At 61.9% G+C, this 17,314-nt stretch carries 18 protein-coding genes and 1 pseudogene; 3 read left to right on the top strand and 16 right to left on the bottom strand.

Going from position 1 to position 17,314, the window contains the following annotated elements:
- Positions 1–50 precede the first annotated feature (50 nt).
- Positions 51–932, top strand: a complete 882-nt coding sequence (locus A0W34_RS26295; protein WP_081558525.1) for a DUF4190 domain-containing protein — start codon at positions 51–53, stop codon at positions 930–932.
- A gap of 13 nt (positions 933–945) precedes the next feature.
- On the opposite strand, the gene A0W34_RS26290 is transcribed toward A0W34_RS26295, so the two are convergent.
- The 7 genes and pseudogenes from A0W34_RS26290 to A0W34_RS26265 form a co-directional block, all read right to left on the bottom strand.
- Positions 946–1,494 (bottom strand): SMI1/KNR4 family protein, encoded by a 549-nt coding sequence (locus tag A0W34_RS26290; protein WP_232329934.1) that lies wholly within the window; start codon positions 1,492–1,494, stop codon positions 946–948.
- Between the two features lie 152 nt (positions 1,495–1,646).
- The gene (locus tag A0W34_RS26285) at positions 1,647–2,531 is read right to left on the bottom strand and encodes a TIGR03619 family F420-dependent LLM class oxidoreductase (protein WP_063315581.1); all 885 of its coding nucleotides are present in this window, start codon (positions 2,529–2,531) and stop codon (positions 1,647–1,649) included.
- A complete protein-coding gene (locus A0W34_RS26280; protein WP_063315582.1) occupies positions 2,528–2,764 on the bottom strand; it encodes a hypothetical protein in 237 nt (78 codons plus the stop codon). The genes A0W34_RS26285 and A0W34_RS26280 overlap by 4 nt, the downstream gene beginning before the upstream one ends.
- Positions 2,761–3,660, bottom strand: a complete 900-nt coding sequence (locus A0W34_RS26275; RefSeq protein WP_063315583.1) for an NADP-dependent oxidoreductase — start codon at positions 3,658–3,660, stop codon at positions 2,761–2,763. The genes A0W34_RS26280 and A0W34_RS26275 overlap by 4 nt, the downstream gene beginning before the upstream one ends.
- Positions 3,657–3,821: a hypothetical protein gene (locus A0W34_RS33490; RefSeq protein ID WP_232330069.1), complete on the bottom strand. Its 165-nt coding sequence runs from the start codon at positions 3,819–3,821 to the stop codon at positions 3,657–3,659. Before A0W34_RS33490 ends, A0W34_RS26275 begins: the two co-directional genes overlap by 4 nt.
- Positions 3,822–3,892: 71 nt before the next feature.
- Positions 3,893–3,985, bottom strand: a pseudogene (locus A0W34_RS33485) (SDR family oxidoreductase); the annotation flags it as partial.
- Positions 3,986–4,036: 51 nt separating this feature from the next.
- Positions 4,037–4,279 carry a hypothetical protein gene (locus tag A0W34_RS26265; protein ID WP_063315584.1) on the bottom strand — a complete coding sequence of 81 codons (243 nt, stop codon included), beginning with the start codon at positions 4,277–4,279 and terminating at the stop codon, positions 4,037–4,039.
- 176 nt (positions 4,280–4,455) lie between these two features.
- On the opposite strand from A0W34_RS26265, the gene A0W34_RS26260 reads away from it, so the two are divergent.
- Complete coding sequence (locus A0W34_RS26260; protein WP_063315585.1) at positions 4,456–5,070, top strand: TetR/AcrR family transcriptional regulator; 615 nt, start codon at positions 4,456–4,458, stop codon at positions 5,068–5,070.
- A 93-nt stretch (positions 5,071–5,163) separates the two neighbouring features.
- On the opposite strand, the gene A0W34_RS26255 is transcribed toward A0W34_RS26260, so the two are convergent.
- From A0W34_RS26255 to A0W34_RS26240, 4 genes are all read right to left on the bottom strand, one after another.
- Positions 5,164–5,607 (bottom strand): hypothetical protein, encoded by a 444-nt coding sequence (locus A0W34_RS26255; protein WP_232329933.1) that lies wholly within the window; start codon positions 5,605–5,607, stop codon positions 5,164–5,166.
- Positions 5,608–5,628: 21 nt separating this feature from the next.
- On the bottom strand, positions 5,629–6,297 hold the full coding sequence (locus A0W34_RS26250) for a FadR/GntR family transcriptional regulator (protein WP_003939850.1): 669 nt from the start codon (positions 6,295–6,297) through the stop codon (positions 5,629–5,631).
- 102 nt (positions 6,298–6,399) lie between these two features.
- Positions 6,400–7,605, bottom strand: a complete 1,206-nt coding sequence (locus A0W34_RS26245) for an MFS transporter (RefSeq protein WP_063316023.1) — start codon at positions 7,603–7,605, stop codon at positions 6,400–6,402.
- A 122-nt stretch (positions 7,606–7,727) separates the two neighbouring features.
- A complete protein-coding gene (locus A0W34_RS26240) occupies positions 7,728–8,702 on the bottom strand; it encodes a helix-turn-helix transcriptional regulator (protein ID WP_063315586.1) in 975 nt (324 codons plus the stop codon).
- 102 nt (positions 8,703–8,804) lie between these two features.
- On the opposite strand from A0W34_RS26240, the gene A0W34_RS26235 reads away from it, so the two are divergent.
- Positions 8,805–9,272: a VOC family protein gene (locus A0W34_RS26235; RefSeq protein ID WP_063315587.1), complete on the top strand. Its 468-nt coding sequence runs from the start codon at positions 8,805–8,807 to the stop codon at positions 9,270–9,272.
- A gap of 88 nt (positions 9,273–9,360) precedes the next feature.
- Here A0W34_RS26235 and A0W34_RS26230 read toward each other — a convergent pair whose 3' ends face one another.
- The 5 genes from A0W34_RS26230 to A0W34_RS26205 all read right to left on the bottom strand — a co-directional run bounded on the left by A0W34_RS26230 (position 9,361) and on the right by A0W34_RS26205 (position 17,301).
- Positions 9,361–9,894 carry a GNAT family N-acetyltransferase gene (locus A0W34_RS26230; protein ID WP_007729791.1) on the bottom strand — a complete coding sequence of 178 codons (534 nt, stop codon included), beginning with the start codon at positions 9,892–9,894 and terminating at the stop codon, positions 9,361–9,363.
- A 763-nt stretch (positions 9,895–10,657) separates the two neighbouring features.
- Entirely contained in the window at positions 10,658–11,905 is a 1,248-nt protein-coding gene (gene aztD, locus A0W34_RS26220) for a zinc metallochaperone AztD (RefSeq protein ID WP_007729787.1), read from the bottom strand.
- A gap of 62 nt (positions 11,906–11,967) precedes the next feature.
- Positions 11,968–13,212, bottom strand: coding sequence for a benzoate/H(+) symporter BenE family transporter (locus tag A0W34_RS26215; protein ID WP_063315588.1), 1,245 nt, complete (start codon positions 13,210–13,212; stop codon positions 11,968–11,970).
- 4 nt (positions 13,213–13,216) lie between these two features.
- Positions 13,217–15,919, bottom strand: coding sequence for a helix-turn-helix transcriptional regulator (locus A0W34_RS26210; protein ID WP_063315589.1), 2,703 nt, complete (start codon positions 15,917–15,919; stop codon positions 13,217–13,219).
- The gene (locus tag A0W34_RS26205; RefSeq protein ID WP_047271892.1) at positions 15,916–17,301 is read right to left on the bottom strand and encodes an MFS transporter; all 1,386 of its coding nucleotides are present in this window, start codon (positions 17,299–17,301) and stop codon (positions 15,916–15,918) included. Before A0W34_RS26205 ends, A0W34_RS26210 begins: the two co-directional genes overlap by 4 nt.
- Positions 17,302–17,314 lie beyond the last annotated feature (13 nt).

Here is a 17,314-nt window from a genome sequence, read left to right as displayed (position 1 = left end):
AGTGACAGCTAGAGCCGTTCTGTTCTCACACTCTGAACGAAGGAATCCTGGTGATCGACTCGGAAACTACTGTTGCGCAGAATAATTCGCATTCCGGTTATCTGGGGTGGATTCTGCGGGTCATCAGTGTCGTGGCGTGCGCTGCGGTTGCAACGGTCGTTGTCTCGCTGACGCTCGGGCCGCCATTCGCGCGGGCCTGGGCACAGTGGGTTGCTCGTCATCTAGGTGGGGACTTCGAGACGGGAGTCGTTGTCGGATTTGTGACTGGGCTTCTGGGCACCGCTGTGACTTTGTTTGCAGCGCTGATGAGTTCGTTGGCGTGGCGGCGACGCGGTGGCCCGGCATTGTCGCTTGGTGTCGGTGCCATTGCCATGCTTGCCGTTATTCCTGGCGCAGTGAATTTGAGTATCGCGGTCGGTGCAGCAGGATCCGGTGTGAGGGCGGCGGGGAGGATCCTCGACGTCGACGGGCCGGCGTTTCGTGGAGCCTGGATAGCCGGATCTGTGGCGGGGCTGTTGCTGTATATGGCCGCGGCGCTGCTGTTAGGGAGGAGCCTTCGTTCGACGTTCGGGCCTGTCAGGCAGGTGGCGGCACCGCTCCCTGGGGTGGTCGACTACACCGCCGATGGCCAACCCGTTTTTGCACAAGTGGGCTTCACATCGGACGGGATTCCGGTACTTGCAGATCAACTTGCAGCGCGCTATCCAGCGCGACCAGCGGTCGGCACGAATGCCTTGGCCATCGTCGCACTTGTACTTGGAATCTTCGGTGGAGTTCTTGCTATTCCAGTGGGGCATGTGTCGTTGAACCAGATTCGCCGTTCCGGCGAAAGTGGGCGCGGATTGGCAGTGGCCGGACTCGTTCTCGGTTATCTGTCCCTGGTCGTCGTCGTAGGTGTCGTATTCGTGGCTGTGTCCGCGGCCTATCGATAATTTGGGTCGCGCGTCAGAGTTGGGTGGGCTGGAGTGGTTCTATGTCGGAGGTGCGAGGTCCGAACAGGCCCATAGCCCGGGTGCGAATGGACGGTAGTACTTCGTGGAAGCTCCCGCCGAGACGGTGGAGAGAGTTGAACGAGCGCGATTCCCAAACCGGAAACTCTCCGTCAGCGCCGCGGGATGCTGTGTCCCACAGCAGTGCGTCACCGTTTTCGCTCCATCCGAAAACCTGCAGCGAGTCAGGGAGTGACCAATCGCCGTCGGGTTCGATCATCCAATCGAACTCGTCATCCCGTCCTTCTCGGTAGACGGACCGAAGATGAGCGGTGAGGTTGCGGGCGCGCCCTTGCCAGCCGTCGGCAAATCCGGGAAGGACGGGCGGATAGATGAGCCAGAGTCCGAAGGTCCGCGCCCAACCTGCGTGCCGGATGAATGCGCGATAAGAATCGGGGAAGCCCTGCCGGTCGGGAAATCGAAAAGAATCCAAAACAGTGAAATCTATGTGTTGAAGCGTCGACTGGCCTTCTACCGTCAGCGCGTTGGGTCCCTGTGCAAACACGTCCTCAACACTAGCAATGCGAGTTCGTGAAATATTTGGACGCTCGACACCTTACCCCGTCTCACGATGTCGCGATGGGTGAGTTGTGTTGTCATGAATGCTCTTTCACAGCTTGGTTACACGGAGGCGACCGGCGGCAATGGGCCGCTAAGTCATAAAACGGCTGTTCGACGCATTCCCAGATTTTCGCCGGCAATGCGAATCAGATCGAGATCGTGGTCGGTTGAGCGGCGCAGTCGCTGGTCGCCAGGATCGGTATCGAGAACAATCGTCTGTGCACCCACCTCGGTCAGAAACTCGATGTCGGCACGTATCTGGTTGATGGTTCCGTACCCGAGTGGACGGTCCGGCGATTCGACAGATTCTCCGGCGGGGAGAAAGTAGATGCGGGGGACGAACTCACGCCCGGGGGCGAGTGAAGCGACTCCAGCGATGCATAGGTCCCGGGAGGGGTGCAATGGGTGCCATGCGGTGCCCAATCTGTTGGTTCGGTCGATCGCAGCGGGTCCGTTGCCGCCGATCCACAACGGAGGATGCGGTTGTTGCAAGGGAAGGGGTCCGTTGTGCACGCGATGTGTTCCGGCCGAGCCCGGGGCGTCGTACGTCTCCGACGTCCATGCTGCGATCAAGGTTTCGAGAGTGGTATCCGTCAGTCGACCTCGACGTGTGAACGGAACGCCGAGAACGTCGAAAGCCTGTGCAGTCCAGCCGACCCCGATGCCCACGATTAACCGTCCGCCGCTGAGTCGATCGATCGTCGCGGTCGCGTGGGCGAGGTGGGCCGGGTGTCGATGACTGCCGATCAACACGCCGCTGCCCAGACGAATCGACTCGGTTCCCGCTGCGAGCCAGGACAGCGTGGCCAGGCACTCGTAAAACGGAGCAGGAGAGCGGCGATTCGCGTCGTCGGTCAACACCACGTGATCTGAGAGTAGGACATTGTCGAATCCGGCAGTTTCCGCTGTCCGAGCCCACGCGAGAATCCCGTCGGGGTCGATCTGCGGCCCGAAATTGGGGAGATTGATTCCGTACTTCACGACGAACTCGGAATCAGTCGGGCGGCGCCACCGCGGCGGAACGTCAGGACGTTTCCCCCGTTGGCGGCAAAAGGGAGAGGGGTGTCCGGTCGGCTGATGTGGTGCTCGAACAGCTCGATGTTCAAGTCGCCGACGGATACCATCGCCATCCGGGACGTTCCTTCGACGTTCGCATCGGGAACGGTGACACCGACTGTGGACAAGGCATTTTCGACGTTCGCGGTCACGGTCATGGGATCAGCAGTACCTTTCCTCGGGTTCCACCCGCGGCCAGCAGAGCGTGGGCTTGGGGTGCTTCGTCGAACCGGAATGTTCGGGCGACAGGGACGGTGACCGAACCGGTCGATACCAGTTCGGCGAATGATTCGAGGCCCGAGCCGTCCTCGTCGACATAGCTTTTCGCCGGTGTGATTCCACGTTGCGGTGCGGGTTGCTCGTTGTCGTCGATGGAGATGAAGGCGCCGTCGTCTCGCACGCTGTCGACGGATTCGGAAACACCCGCCGTGTCGACGACGGCGTCGTATTCCTTGTGCGCCAGGTCAACGGGACTCGCGATGACCCGACTGAGGCCGAGGGCCAAGAGTTCGTCAGCGTCGCTCTCGCGAGCGAGGGCGTCGACGCGGTGCCCTCGCGAGAGCAGCAGCGCCGACGCTATTCGGCCTACCGCGCCGGCAGCACCGGTCACCAACACCGTGGATTCTGGTGCAAGGTCGAGTTTGTCGAGGCATTGCACAGCGGTGAGCGCCGCGAGTGGGATCGCAGCAGCGTGCTCGAGGGTGACGTTCGACGGAGCGGGTGCGAATAGGGACTGGTCAGCGGTGACGCGTTCGGCATAGGTTCCGTAGCGGTGTGCCGGTTGCGCGATCATTCCGATGACGCGGTCTCCTGGCGTGAAGCGTGTTACCGCGGATCCGACTGCGATAACAGTTCCGGAGACGTCCCATCCCAATACGGCTGGGAAGTGCAACTCGATGGGCAAGAACCCCGAACGGGTCTTCAGATCGACAGGGTTGACGGCAGCGGCTGCAACGGAAACAGTGACGTCTCCGGGGCCGGATGTCGGCTCGTCGACCTCGGTGAGAGTGAGAACGCTCGGGTCGCCGGTGGCTTCGATTGCGATGACTTTCATGCGATTCCTTTCGTGAGACCTTGCACTGGAGAGTGATCGACGGCGTAGCGGGCATTCTCTTCGGCTGCAGTCAGACCCAACCCGCCGTCGACGGTGGTCCCCGTGAGATAGCTCGAACCGGATCCGGCGAGGAACACCGCGGCTGCTGCGACTTCGTGCACACCGGCCGGACGCCCAACGGGATAGCGGGGCGATCGATGTCCGCATACGAGGATTCGTCATCGATGCCGTTCATCGCGGTGGCGGTTTCCCCCGGCGCGACGAGATTGACGCGCACTCCGTGTAGTGCGAAGTAGAGGGTGAGGATACGACTCGGCGCCGCCAATGCGGCCTTGCTGGAGAAGCAGATTGCACCGTCGGTGATGGGGACTGTGTCTCAGCCTCGAATTCGATCCCCGTGAATTCGGTCGACGTTCGCGTCGATGACGATCAACCGTCGGTCTCCACGGTGTAGCGAAGTTGCGCTGCGCCCGTCGAGTAGTCGAGTGCTGTCCTTGGCGAACAGATTTCGTGCGGCGATCACGTGATACTCGACCTGTTTGACCGCTTCGACCTTCCATGTCGAATCGGTGGCCGCGCTGTGGCTGAGACCCAGTTTGAATGAAGCGGCACTACGCATGTCGATCCCCCTAGACGGTGTGAAAGAGCGTTCGCGAGCTGTGTCAGCAGTACGGCGGTACTTCAGTGAACGAAATGAACTTTCGAGGAGAACAGTAGGACATTCGCATAGTGATCGCTACAAGAGTAGAATAGATCACATTTGGATCGGTAGATGCTGCGGAATTGGGAGGTTGCATGGCCGGGGTGCCGGGACAAGGGCGGAAGTTCGACGTAGACGCGGCCTTGGACAAGGCGATGTACGCCTTCTGGGAGCACGGCTACGAGGGGACATCCGTTGCCATGTTGACTGCTGCGATGCAGATCAATCCACCGAGTCTCTACAGCGCTTTCGGCGGCAAGGAAGGAGTGTTCTTTGCCGCCGTCGATCACTACAACGCGACTCGCGGCGACTTCATGGACCGGGCGTTCGCCGAAGAGCGCGAGGCATCCGAATTGATTCGCCGCCTCTTGAACGACGCGGCGTCCCATTACACCGACGAGTCTTGTCCGGGTGGTTGTCTGATCATCAGCGCGGCGGTCAGCGTGACCGACGCCAACAGTCACATAGCAAACCGATTGCGCGACATGCGAAATGCCAACGTGGTATTGCTGTCGCAGAGGATCGCAGCCGATATCGCCAACGGACTCTTGCCCGCTGACTCCGATCCCGAGGACCTTGCCGAGTTCATCGGCGTAGTCATCCAAGGCATGTCTCAGCGCGCCCGAGACGGTGCAACACAGAGGCAATTGGAACTTGTAGCGAACAGGTCTTTCGACTCGCTGAACTTCTCGAAAGACCTCATCGGCTGAACAGATTTCAGTTGTTGGTCGTGGGTCGAGCTGGATTGGGTGATGGAGAGCATCGAGGTCGGTCCTAGTGACCTTCTATCCCAATATAATTCGTCACTGACCGTGATGGCTGTCGGTTCGTTGAAGGAAGGGGCGGGGCCAGGCGCCGAGTGCAAGGACGGCGAGGGTTGTCTGGACGAGTCCGGTGGTGAAGAAGATGCCCTGCAGCGGCGACCAGGCCAGGATCATGGCTATCTCGACGAAGATCCAGGTCATCATCGTCAGGCCGGCGGCGGCGTGCAGGCCCCACGTCAGACGGAACCTGTTGTGCTGAGCGAAGAGCGCGGCGGCCTGGATGCCTCCGACGACAACGCCGAGGAGGATTCCGGGCCAGAAATATGAAGGGAAGACGGTTCCCTCGATCCACTCAGGAGGCAGGCCCATCCCGCCGCCGATCGTCAGGCCCGCCATTCCTACGAGCGCTGAGAGCAGGTTTAGCCACGCGATGGCGGACAGACCGATCCGGAGACCCCGTGGAGGGAGCGATGTGGACGTCATGCCTGACAACGATAGAGAGGGTCAGTCGAGCCCGTCCATGTTCCTGCGCGTTGCCGCGCTGGCAGCGTCGGCATCACCCGCGACGATGGCTTCTACTAGATCTCGGTGGGCAGCGGCTTCGTCGTCGATCGATTCGGGGTCTCGCGCCGCGACGTCGGTGATCACGTCCAGGGCCGAGTTGCGGAGCGTTTCGATGAATGAATCGAACACCATCGACAACACGCTGTTGTGCGCAGCATTCACCACGGCGCGATGTAGTTCCATGTCAGCGTCGACAAATTCTGTTGGTGTCGAGGCATTTTCACGGGCTTCGAGTGCTGCCTGTAACAGATCGACGTCGGCCGAAGTTCGGCGCATGGCAGCCAGGCGGCCCGCTTCCACTTCCAGGAGTCTGCGTACTTCGTAGACTTCGCGGCGGTCCGAGCGTTTGAGTTCTCGCTCGAGTTCTGTGACCGGTGTCGAGGACATGACGTAGGTGCCGGACCCTTGATGCGAGTAGAGCTGGCCCGACGCAATCAGTGCGCGAACGGCCTCTCTGCCGGTCGAACGCCCGACTCCGAGGAGTGTGCTCAGATCCTGTTCGTTCGGGATTTTGGTCCCGACCGGCCACTCGCCGTCGCCGATGAGGCGCGCAAGTTCGTCCGCGGCTTTCTGTACCAGCGACTGCTGCTTGATCTGGCGCACTGCCATGTGACTGCTCCTGACTGACTCGGTGAACCGCAATGGAGCGGCTCACCGAGTAATACTTCATGTCCTCCGATGAATCTTCAGACTACGGGGCCGTCTTATGGTTTATCGAAGGGCGATGACGTCCAGTTCGCGCTCCGTCTCGTCTTCCGGGTCGAGGCGTCGATCGCGCAAGGTGAATGCGATGACGGCGCCGACGAACAGCGCTGCAGTTGTCGCCCCGATCGCCATGCGCGGTCCGAAGTGATCTGCCAGGTAGCCGAACAGCGGAGATGCGATGCCCCCCACGGACATCGCGAGTCCGAGCGTCACCCCACTTGCTGTGCCGGGGCGATTCGGTAGGTAGTCCTGCGCCAATGTCACCTGTGGCGCGAAGGGCAGGAACATAGCAAATCCGAGACAGACGATTCCCAATTCGGCAACTGCTACGTGCGGGGCGGCAGCGAGCAGTGCCAGTGAAGGTACCGCAAGCAGGTAGCCGAGTCGGATGGATGCGCGTCGACCACGACGGTCCGCGAGGACTCCTCCCAGTAGCGTTCCGGCCGCTCCCGCCAATGTGAAGGAGGACAACACGATTGCAGCGCTCGAGGACGATCCGTTCAGTGCGTTGAGCACGAACGGTGAGACCAACGACAGTGTGGTCACATACGGAATTGACCAACAGACCGTTACCAGCACGAGTCGTGTGAACGAGCGCCAATCGTCTGACACGGGACCGTTCGCGGCCAGTTGCGCACTCAACGACTGGGCTGACTCGGCCGCACCCGTGTTGACCGATCGCGACTGGGCGACCATCCACCAAATAGCCGCCACTGCTGCAGGAACCGCGAGTAGATAGCCGCCGGACAAACCGAGTGAGCCAACCACGAGCGTGACAAACGGTGGCGCCAGCGAGGCGCCCAACGTACCGCCCACGGAGAACACGCTCATGGCTTTCTGTGAATGACCTCCAGCCGCGCGTGCCAAATTTGTGGCGGGAGGATGGTATGCGGCGATGCCGATGCCGGCCACGGCAATTGCCAGCCAAGTGACGATGTAGGTGGTGCTCATCGCTGCCACGACAATGCCTGCTGCGGCCGTCACAAAACCTGTGGGTACCAGCCAGTTTCGGCTCTTTCGATCGACCAGCATGCCGAATGCAGGTTGCACGACACTGGATAGTCCGGTCGCGGCGAGCGTGATTCCGGCGACCGCGGAATAGGAATATCCGCGTTCGAGCATCATGAACGGCAACAGCGCAGGCACAGCCCCCTGGTACAGATCGTTCACGACGTGTGTGCCGGTGAGAAATGCAACTTGCCCCTTCTTCATCTCCTTGGGCATCCCTTCGTTCAGGTCTTCAAGTCCTCAGGTCCTCTGAGGAATTGAAAGCTATCACGAACCCGCGGGCGCACGGTTGCGTTGGAGACCTGGATCTCATTCGAGACGACTGACTAACTCTCAGCAGTCGCGGCGTTGCGGGCGGCGAGTTGCGCGAAAGCGTGGGTAAGTTCTGGCGGGCCGACGACATCGATGTCGGTGTCGAATCGGTTGAAGGAGGCTGCCAGCGCCGTCCAAGACCATGATCCGGCTTCGAGACTGCACTGCTCGGGGCCAAGGTCTTCGACGATGCCGTCCCCGACAAAGGGAAGAACATAACTGGCTGGTCGATGGAGAACGACCTTGCCGTGGCACGGCCAATTGTTGATATGTTCCGATCCTTTGAAGCGCGCGGACACGTATTCGCTGACGTCGCCGCCGGGGATTTCCTTCGGCGTGAACCGGGGACCGTTCGGGGTGCGTGGGGTGATGCGATCGGCGCGGAAGATTCGCCAGTCGTCTCGCGCGAGATCCCACGCGACGAGGTACCAGCGACGCTTGGAGGTCACCAGATGATGCGGCTCCACTCGGCGCGGGGGTGTTATTTCGCTGTTGTCGGTTGAGTGGTCGTTCGAGTAATCGAAGCGGAACACCTCGCGAGCGCGGACTGCAGCGGAAATCGCTACGAGCACCTCTGGGGACACGGAGTCTGCGTCGCCGGAACCGGCCGAAATCGTGGTGAACGTGAGCGCGTCGAGGCGATGGCGCAGACGCGACGGCATCACTTGCCGCACAGTGGTCAACGCTCGAACCGCATCCTCTTCGATACCGACGCCGGTCAGCGTCGCCGCCTGCAGCGCAACTGCCAGTGCGATGACCTGATCGTCGTCGAACAGCAGGGGTGGCAGCTCGCTGCCGGCGTCGAGTCGGTATCCGCCGTCCGGGCCCATGGTCGCCGCAATGCGGTAACCCATCTCCCTGAGCCGGTCGATATCGCGGCGGACAGTGCGATGGCTGATGTCGAGCCGCTCGGCGAGTAGAGCGCCCGGCCAGTCGCGTCTCGTCTGCAGAAGGGACAGCAGATTCAAGAGTCGAGTGGTGGTCGCCATGCGGTGAGACTACGACGAGTCTAGGACGAAAACAGTCCTATACGGCTGTGAGAGTCGACGTTGTCAGGGAAAACCCGAGCGACGTTCGTACCAGGAGCAGACATGAGCATCAAGACAACGACCCACCTCAACTTCCGCGGAGACGCCCGCGAGGCTCTGGAGTTCTACCAGTCCGTCTTCGGTGGCCAGGTCACGATCGCAACCTACGGCGACTTCGGGATGCCCAAGGAGGTGCCCGGCGCTGAGAACGTCGTGTTCGGCCAGGTGGAGACAGAGGACGGCTTCTGTGTGATGGCATACGACATCCCTGGACAGTCGGGCGGCTCGGCCGGCAACGCAGGCTCGACACACCGCGAGAACGGCACCACGATCACTGACCAACCGTTCTTCGTCTCGGTTCGCGGTGAAACCCTCGAAGAGGTGCAGAACTACTGGGCCAAACTCTCTGCTGGTGCATCGATCATCGAGGGTCTTGCCGCCGCGGCGTGGAGCCCCGGTTTCGGCATGCTCACCGATGCGTTCGGGGTGACGTGGATCCTCGACGTCGCTGCCGGCGAAAACCCGGCCTAGCTACTCCCCGTGCTGCGGCGCGCGTTCCGAGTCACCGCGTCGCAGCACCTTCGTCATTGCGGCATCGAGTCCTGTGTCGCCGAGGCAGTCACAGTGCCTTTGTCGTGAACAGCAGGTCCCCGTGGATTTCGTGAGGCTCCGCATGGTCGGTCGCCACGAATACGAGTTTTTCCAGCACACGGCGAGAAGCGCCGTTCCAGTCACGGACCGTGGCCCACAGACGTCGATAGCCTGATGCCTGCGCCCATTGGATTACCGCCCATGAGGCCTCAGTCGCATATCCCTGACACCATGCCCTACGGAGAAATTCGAATGCCAGTTCAGGCTCTCCGTCAGGTCCGTGCTCAGTCTCGATCAGGCCGCAGTAGCCGATGACGTCATGGGATCCTTTACGCTCCACCGCCAGTAGACCGGGTTGGTGTGAGCGACTGCGAATCTGGTCCTCGATGTCTCCGATGGAGGGTCGACCATCGGAATCGATCCGACGATGCGGTGGGACACGAGGATCGCGCTCACCCCAGAGCTCCCGCAAGACAACGGCATCGGGCACACGGAACGGTCGCAGAAGCAGTCGGTCGGTCTCTAGCGAATTCTCCCGTTCGGACTGTGAAAGGGCGTCCATGTCATGGACACTATCGGTGCGGATCACCTGCGGGCCGCGACGTACCAAATCGCGATGATCAACAAGGTTGCGGCCGAGGAGTATGCGAGGAAACCTCCCATATCGAGCCAGTTGGCCTCCCCGAACGGGCCCGGCTGTATCGGTGACGTCTCGACTGCGCGACTGCCTCGCCGTGAAAGGTGGATCCACCACACCACAGAGTTGCCGAGGCCCCATGTCAGCAGTAGCCATCGGAGTGCCCTGTCGGCAGAGGGACGGTCATAGCTGCTTTGGCGCATGATCGAGTGTCCACCCTCCGGTAGGAAAACCACGCGTTTTCGGTTATTGCAGATTCGGCGGTCGACATCGTGGACCTCGACCGTCACGGACCGAGGTCCGACCCCGGACACGACGAAGCCGCCGGACACCTGCAGGTGTCCAGCGGCTCCAGCGCGTCGGTGCCCGTCTTGCGCCTCTCGGCAAGTGGCCACTCGAAGTGGCAATTCTGGGGTGGTACCCGGGGCAAAGAACCGAACACCGACACCATCTCCAACGAACCTCCACACGGAGTTATTCCATGCTGACTTGTGCCGCGGTCAATCGTGGTCCTGCTCATCGCTCAGCTCCAGCAGAGCTGGCGACAACGGCTTCGATTCTCTGAGGTGCGCCTCGTAGCACCTCGAGGATTGCCTGGGTATCGAGATTCCCTGGTCAGTAGGCGAAGGACGAGAACGGCTTCGGCCCCCATCTCGGTGTGAGATGGGGGCCGAAGCGAGGGTGGGAATCAGCCGGTGACACCGGTCAATTCGTTGGGGGCGTGATCGAGAGTGGTCTCGGTCAGGATGCTGCCGTCCTCGAGGTCGACTGCGATCAGCTTCTTCGACGCTGGGTCGGTGACGTAAGCGGTGTGATCTTCTACGAAGAGCGCGGGCCTGGGCTCTTGCCATTTGGTGGGCTCGGTCCATGCGTCTATGACGGCGATCTTCTTGGTGACGACGCCGGTGTTCGGGTCGATGACGTGGATGGCGCCGTCGGTGCCGAGCACCAGTGCCTCTCCGTGTGGTCCGCGGCCGAGTGAGCGGAAGGTGTAGCTGGTGCCGAGGTCGACGAGCTTGAGTTCGGACGTGGTCGTGTTGGTCAGCGAGACCCGTTGCGGACGTTCGAGTTCGGCGTCCTTGTCAGTCTTGTAGTCACCCAGGACGATGTCCGACTCCTCTGAGCCTGCCTGATTTCCGATGCGGCCGTATGCATCCGGACTCTGGACCTTGGTGATCGCTCCGTTCTTGTACACGAGCAACCCGTCCTGGCAGCCCAGCACGATGGCTTCGCCGGCAGCGACTGCTTCGCCGTGGACACCGGGGCACTGTTCGTTGCGCAGGATTTCCTTGCGGTCGGCATCGAGGATGGCAATGCCGTTGCGGGACTCCGAATTTCCGATGGTCGTCAACAGGCTGCCGTCGGCAAGTGCGACCGCAACGCCGTGATGGGGTTCTGGCGTGGTGTACGTCTCGACGCGGGGTTGGCGTTTTGCCAACTGCGCCGGATCGAAGATCTCGACGAGTCCCGAGCCGTCGTTGAAGAGAACGGTTTTTCCGGCATGGCGTACGACGTGTCCGGGCTCGTTGGCTGCGAACTCGACCTCGGACATCGCGGGATCGGCTGTGTAGTAATGAGAATGATCACCGTGAGCCGAAGACCACGTGCCGGTGTCGAGCACCTTGAATGCTTCGCCGGCAGAGATCATGACGTGGCGACCGTCGCCGGCCGGGTTGAGTCGGGTGAAGCCGTCGATCTCGGTCTCGCCGACCACGTCGAGGGAAGTTGCATCCAGCACCAGGACGCCGCCGTCGTACGACACGGCGAGACGTGGTGTTGCCGAGGCCTGTTCGGTTGGTGCGGCCGACGTCGTGGTCGTGGTTTCGGACTGGGCGGAGTCCTTGTTGTCGGACGAGCAACCCGTAACGAGGGCGAGTGAGAGGCCTACTGATGTGGCAAGGGTGAGGCGCCGCGACATGCGGGTGTTGAGGTGCATGGGTATAGATCTACTGCTTAATGTAAATGATTGTCAAAGTCGAGTATGCGAATATTCGCATGTCAGGTGTAGTCGGCTCGTTCGAGCATGCGCGAGGCGATGACCCCGAAGACGAGTCCCCAGAAAGCGGCTCCGATATTGAGTAGTTCGATGTCGGAGATCGTCACGAGGAACGCGATCAAAGCGCCGAAGGTGAATTTCCCGCCGAATGCGGTCACGAAGGCTCCCTGTAAGGCCTTGAGCATGGCCAGACCACCCAGAGTGACGATGAATGCCGTCGGAGTTCCCAACATCATCGCGACGAAAGTCTGGGCGAACAGTCCGAAGACGACGGCGAGTAAGCCGCAGAAGATTCCGGCGGTGTATTGGCGTGTCCGCTCTCCCGACGCCGTGAGCAATGCGTTCGTCGGCCCGGTAAGGCACGTCGAGACACAACCCACCGCCGCGTTCACGAGAGAGAACACACCGCAGGCAACCGTTGCTGCCCCGATCGGCGGTTGATGACCCGCTGCGCGGAGGACTGCGATTCCTTGGCCGTTCTGCACGACGACGACTGTGATCGCCAGCGGTACAACCAGTTCGATCATCGCCTGCCAAGACCAGGTTGGCGGGGTCAGCATCGGATGCGCCAGCCACTCGTGCGCGTCGCCGGCGGAGTTGAATCTTCCGGCCGCGAGTATCACGACCACGCCGACGATCAACGCGCCGAGAACGGGCGGAACGAATCTTCCCAGCTTGGCGAACACGCTCAGAGCGACAAAGGTGGCGATCATCGGCAGGGCGATCACCGCGTCGTGGGCGGGCGCTTCGACCAAATCCGTTCCGAAATGAAGGAAAACGCCTGCCACCATTGCCATTACGATGGGCAAGGGTAATGCGGCCATGATCGGTGTGACCCACCCTGTCAATCCCAACAGCAAGATCAGGGCGCCGGTCGCGAAGAACGCTCCGAGCACTTGCTCCCACGGCAGATGCTCCAACGACGCTCCGACGACAACGGTTCCGGGAATCGTCCAGAAGAAGGCCAGCGGCTGCCGGTACAGCCAGGAAGCCGTGATGGTGAGAATTCCGTTGACGAAGAAGGCACCGAAAAGCCAAGAGGCCAATTGAGCTTGACTCAGTCCACCCGCCAACCCCGCAGCGAGAATGACCGCCACCGGCCCGGTGGCCGAGAAGACGATGCCGATGATTCCGTTGGCAATGGACGTTCCGCCGAAGTCGCGCAAGACCCGCTTCGGGCCGTAGAGCGGTTGGGGGAGTGGCTCGGTGACGACGCGAACGGGCGCGGTCGTCGTAGTGTCCGGCATGTTCTCAGTTCTCCTGATGCGGATCCGAAAGCCCTCGGTCGCGGAACAAAGCCGCGAGTTCGCTCCGTGATCGCAGTCCGAGTTTCGCGTACGCGCGCGTGAGGTGATATTGAATGGTCTTGACGGAGAGGAACAATTCGCCGGCAGCTTCCTTGTTGGACTTGCCCGCTGCGACAAGGTCGGCGACGGCTCGTTCTTGCGGGGTCAGGTCGGTGATTCCCTTCTCCGTCCGCGAGAGGTTCAACCCGCCCGCGCGGAGTTCGCGCTCGCAGCGCTCGACGTAAGTAGCGGCGCCCAACGAGTGATACAGCTCGCGGGCGGCGCGGAGGACGACGTCGGCCTCCGCGCGTTTCCCGGCCCGGCGGAGAGTTTGGCCGTAGGCAAAATTGATTCGGGCTCGGTCGTAGGGGAGCGGCAGCGTCTCGATGCCGAGTAGTGCAGCATCGAAACTTTCTCTTGCCGAGTCGAGTTCGCCCCGTGCGCCGTGGATCCGGCCGCGAACGTAGCCGAGACGTGCCGCAGCTGAGCGGTGCTCCCGACGTCGTGCGGTCTGCTCGTGTGGTTGCAGAAAGGCGTCGGCATCATCAGCTCGCCCGACCATGACCAATGCATTGGCGTAGAGATCGACCCACGGCCAGAAGCCCGGCTCGTCGAGCCATTGTTGCGCCTTGCTCGAGGTGAGCGGAGCCAGCGCCACCAGAACTTCGGCGTAGTCGGCGGCGGCCTCGGCAACCTGGGCCCTGGCGAGAAGTGCAGGAACATACATGATTTCGTAGGCGTGAATGCCGGCGTACGCACGTCGCACATGGTCACGGGCCAGTTCCCAGTTGCCGCGCAGAGCGTGAATCTGTGCTCCCGACCAGTGGACCAACGGCCGGATGATCTCGATCTCGAACCGATCCACCTCGGCACCGGCGCCCTCGACGGTCGAGAGCGCTTCGTCCCAGGCGCCGAGAGCGAATTGAGTGCGGGCGAGCCAGGCCTGTGCCCACAGTGAGATTCTTGCCGAACCACTGGAAAACTCTGTGGACACCGCGCTTTCGAGGTCGCGTCTGGCGGACTCCGGGTGGTCCAACGCAAGCTCGAGCCATCCGCGTCCCATCTGGAAGCGCTGTGCTTGGGCTCCGGGGCGGACACGATCGGAGAGTTCGGCGTATGCCGCGAGCGCATTCTCGGTTCTTCCGGTAGCACCGAGCCCGAGACCCTTGATCGCTTCGGACTCCACTGCTGCGGGATCAGAAGGGCCCACCAATTCGACTGCGCGGTCAACCCACTCGACGAGCGCCGTGCCATCGAGCCGAGCCAGAGAATGCAGGACCATTCGTTGGGCGATCATCGCAGCGATGCCTGGCTCACGATCCACGCTGCAGCTGTCCCACGCTCTGGTCAGAAGATCGGCGGCCTCGGTCGGTCGCCCTCTATGGATGGCGAGGTAGCCGAGGACGGCGTCGCGGAGAGGCCCGCGCGAAATACTCTCGATCTCCGGCACGAAGACCATGGCGCGGGGGATGTCACCCGATCCGGTCAGCGCGTCGACTCCGCGGAGCAGTCGGTCCTCGTGTTCGGTTCGGGCCGTGGTGAGACGGCTTGCCGTGACCATGGCGTCGGCGACTTCCGACCACGCGCCGTCGGATGCTCGTAGTGATGCGTACGCAACGAGTTCGGCGGCGAGGTCCTCGTCATGGGTGGTGCTGGCAGCGGCAAGGTGGAAAAGCCGTTCACCTTCTCCCCAAGCGATCTCGGCTGCGCGTGTGTGCAGCAGATGCAAGTGCGCGGGTCCCAACGCCCCGCGCACTGCGGCCGTGACCATCGTGCTGCTCAGTGACACCTCGGTGCTGCCGTGCTGCTCGTGGACAGAAAGGAGGCCGCTGGCGAAGGCGCTGTCCAAGGCGCCGACCACGTCGTCGATTTCGGCCAGCTGAGCAAGATGCGACAACGTCGTGCTGCGCCCGACAACTGCTGCGGCTTCGATCAACGTTAGTGCTCCCGCCGAACACGTAGCGAGGGCGGCGGCGATCGATACTGCACGATGGCGAGGGACGGGCAAAGTTCGGTGCCACTGGGTCCAATAGGTAGGTGGCAGCTCGTCGAGAAGCGAGACGATGTCGAGTGTGTTGCCCGCGGTGAAGTCCTGAAGGGCAAGCGCGACGCCGGAGCTGAGGTCGATTCCGCTTCGCATGCGCGCGATGTCGATGATGACGGGTGCGTCGATCGGGCTGATGTGCAATCGCGTCGACCAGTGCAGGTCGAGAATCTGCCTGACATCCTCGCGCAGGAACGGCGTTTCCTCGGCGACGAGGACGAACAGCAGTGGTGCCGTTCGGCCTCGATGGAGGGCGGAGGTGATTGCCTGAAGCGAGCTGACATCGCTGTGATGGGCATCGTCGACGACGATCAGGGTCAGTTGCTCCGCTGCGTCGACGATCTCGTGTGCAACGGCGACCGGGTCCGAGTTGGAAACCGGACGTTCGAGTAGTTGATCGATCACTCCGAAGGCAGTGTTCGATTCCCACTCCAGCCCACGAGCGCGGCGGAGCGTATGAGCGGAAGAGATTTCGGCGAACCGGTCGACGAGAGTGGACTTACCGCTACCGGCATCGCCCTCGACCAGCACGAGAGTCGGCACTCCTGTCTCTGCCGCGGCCAAGGCTCGGCCGAGAACGGCGAGCTCGCGTTCTCGGCCGAGCAACAGGTCACGAAGTGTCACCCGACTACCGTAACGCCGGGCTCACCACGGGTTTCCTTTTCGGCACGGTCTCCATCGGATCGAAGTGCAGTGGCACCCAGGTCGGGTGCTTGCTTCGGCACGAAGAAGGTGACGATGGCGCCAATCACCGCGATGCCGGCGAAGACGTAGAACGCCGATTCGGAACTGATTCCGGCGCTGATCAAACTTCCGCCGATCAGTGGCCCGAATATCCCGCCCAGACGTCCGAATCCGGCGCACCACGCGACACCTGCGGCCCGAGCGGCCGTCGAATAGTAGTTGGACACGAATCCGTAGATCAGAACCTGAGTACCTATGGTTCCGACACCCGCGATGGCAACGGAGGCGAGGAGTACGGGAAGCGGGAACCCGAATGTGAACAGGAGCAGGGCGAGTGCGGCCAGGCCGAAGGTGGTTGCGACAACCCGCTGTGGACCGGTGACGTCCGCGATCTTGGAGGCGAGAAGTCCACCGATGATGGCACCGCCGTTGAGTACCAACAGGAACGAGAGCGAACCCTTCGCGTTGTATCCCGCGTTTTCCATGATCTTGGGCAGCCAGGTGTTCAGTCCGTAGGTCAGGAGGAGGCCGGCGAAGCTCATGAGGCCGAGAAGCGCGGTGCCCCAGACATATTGTCTGCTCGCCAACGCTCGGAAGCCGACCTTCTCAGCTACGGCGTCGTTGGGTCGATCTGTACCGGCAGGCAATGGAATTCCGGTTTTCGAGGAAATGGCGCGAGCTTCGTCGACACGTCCGCGAGCAATCAGCCACGCGGGAGACTCGGGCAGTTTGAACCAGGCGAGTGGGAACAGGAACACCAATGGCAGGGCGCCGACGAGGAACAGTCCGCGCCATCCGATGGAATCACGGAGAACGATCGCCAGGACGGAAGCCATGACGCCACCGGCCGGGACACCGCTGTAGACGATGGCGTTGAACAGATTGCGGCGTCCCGGCGGCGCGAACTCGGCAATCATGGCTCCGGCGGTGGCGACAAGCCCACCGACTCCGATGCCGGTGAAGAACCGCAGCAGACCGAAGGTGGTGATGCTGGTGGCGAACGCTGCCAGTGCCATTCCGACCGAGAACCAGATGATGTTGACCAGCATCATCTTTCGGCGACCGAAGTGATCGCCGATAGCTCCACACGTCAGTGCGCCGACCATCACTCCGACGAGTGCATACGAACCCAACGCGCCGGCCTGAGATGCGGTCAAGGTGCCGATATGGCTGGGGTCGTCCATGAGTACGGGCAGGATCGTGCCGTACACGACCAGGTCGTATCCGTCGAACAGAATGGCAATGGCGGCGATGGTGACCACCCACAACACTGACGAGCGATGGCGGGCACTGGCCCAGGAACCACGTTCGATCGAGGACATGGCGAATCTCCGT

It is taken from the genome of Rhodococcus sp. BH4 (assembly GCF_002079265.1).
Lineage (GTDB): Bacteria > Actinomycetota > Actinomycetes > Mycobacteriales > Mycobacteriaceae > Rhodococcus_F > Rhodococcus_F qingshengii.
Note: the sequence above shows the minus strand (reverse complement) of the source record. Positions and strands in the feature narration are given on the sequence as shown.

Coding starts and splice junctions, on each gene's coding strand:
- A0W34_RS26280 (WP_063315582.1), bottom strand. CDS start 2,764: ATGACCGTGACCGCGAACGTCGAAAATGCCTTGTCCACAGTCGGTGTC.
- A0W34_RS26275 (WP_063315583.1), bottom strand. CDS start 3,660: ATGAAAGTCATCGCAATCGAAGCCACCGGCGACCCGAGCGTTCTCACT.
- A0W34_RS26265 (WP_063315584.1), bottom strand. CDS start 4,279: ATGCGTAGTGCCGCTTCATTCAAACTGGGTCTCAGCCACAGCGCGGCC.
- A0W34_RS26260 (WP_063315585.1), top strand. CDS start 4,456: ATGGCCGGGGTGCCGGGACAAGGGCGGAAGTTCGACGTAGACGCGGCC.
- A0W34_RS26255 (WP_232329933.1), bottom strand. CDS start 5,607: ATGACGTCCACATCGCTCCCTCCACGGGGTCTCCGGATCGGTCTGTCC.
- A0W34_RS26250 (WP_003939850.1), bottom strand. CDS start 6,297: ATGGCAGTGCGCCAGATCAAGCAGCAGTCGCTGGTACAGAAAGCCGCG.
- A0W34_RS26245 (WP_063316023.1), bottom strand. CDS start 7,605: ATGAAGAAGGGGCAAGTTGCATTTCTCACCGGCACACACGTCGTGAAC.
- A0W34_RS26240 (WP_063315586.1), bottom strand. CDS start 8,702: ATGGCGACCACCACTCGACTCTTGAATCTGCTGTCCCTTCTGCAGACG.
- A0W34_RS26235 (WP_063315587.1), top strand. CDS start 8,805: ATGAGCATCAAGACAACGACCCACCTCAACTTCCGCGGAGACGCCCGC.
- A0W34_RS26230 (WP_007729791.1), bottom strand. CDS start 9,894: ATGGACGCCCTTTCACAGTCCGAACGGGAGAATTCGCTAGAGACCGAC.
- aztD (WP_007729787.1), bottom strand. CDS start 11,905: ATGCACCTCAACACCCGCATGTCGCGGCGCCTCACCCTTGCCACATCA.
- A0W34_RS26215 (WP_063315588.1), bottom strand. CDS start 13,212: ATGCCGGACACTACGACGACCGCGCCCGTTCGCGTCGTCACCGAGCCA.
- A0W34_RS26205 (WP_047271892.1), bottom strand. CDS start 17,301: ATGTCCTCGATCGAACGTGGTTCCTGGGCCAGTGCCCGCCATCGCTCG.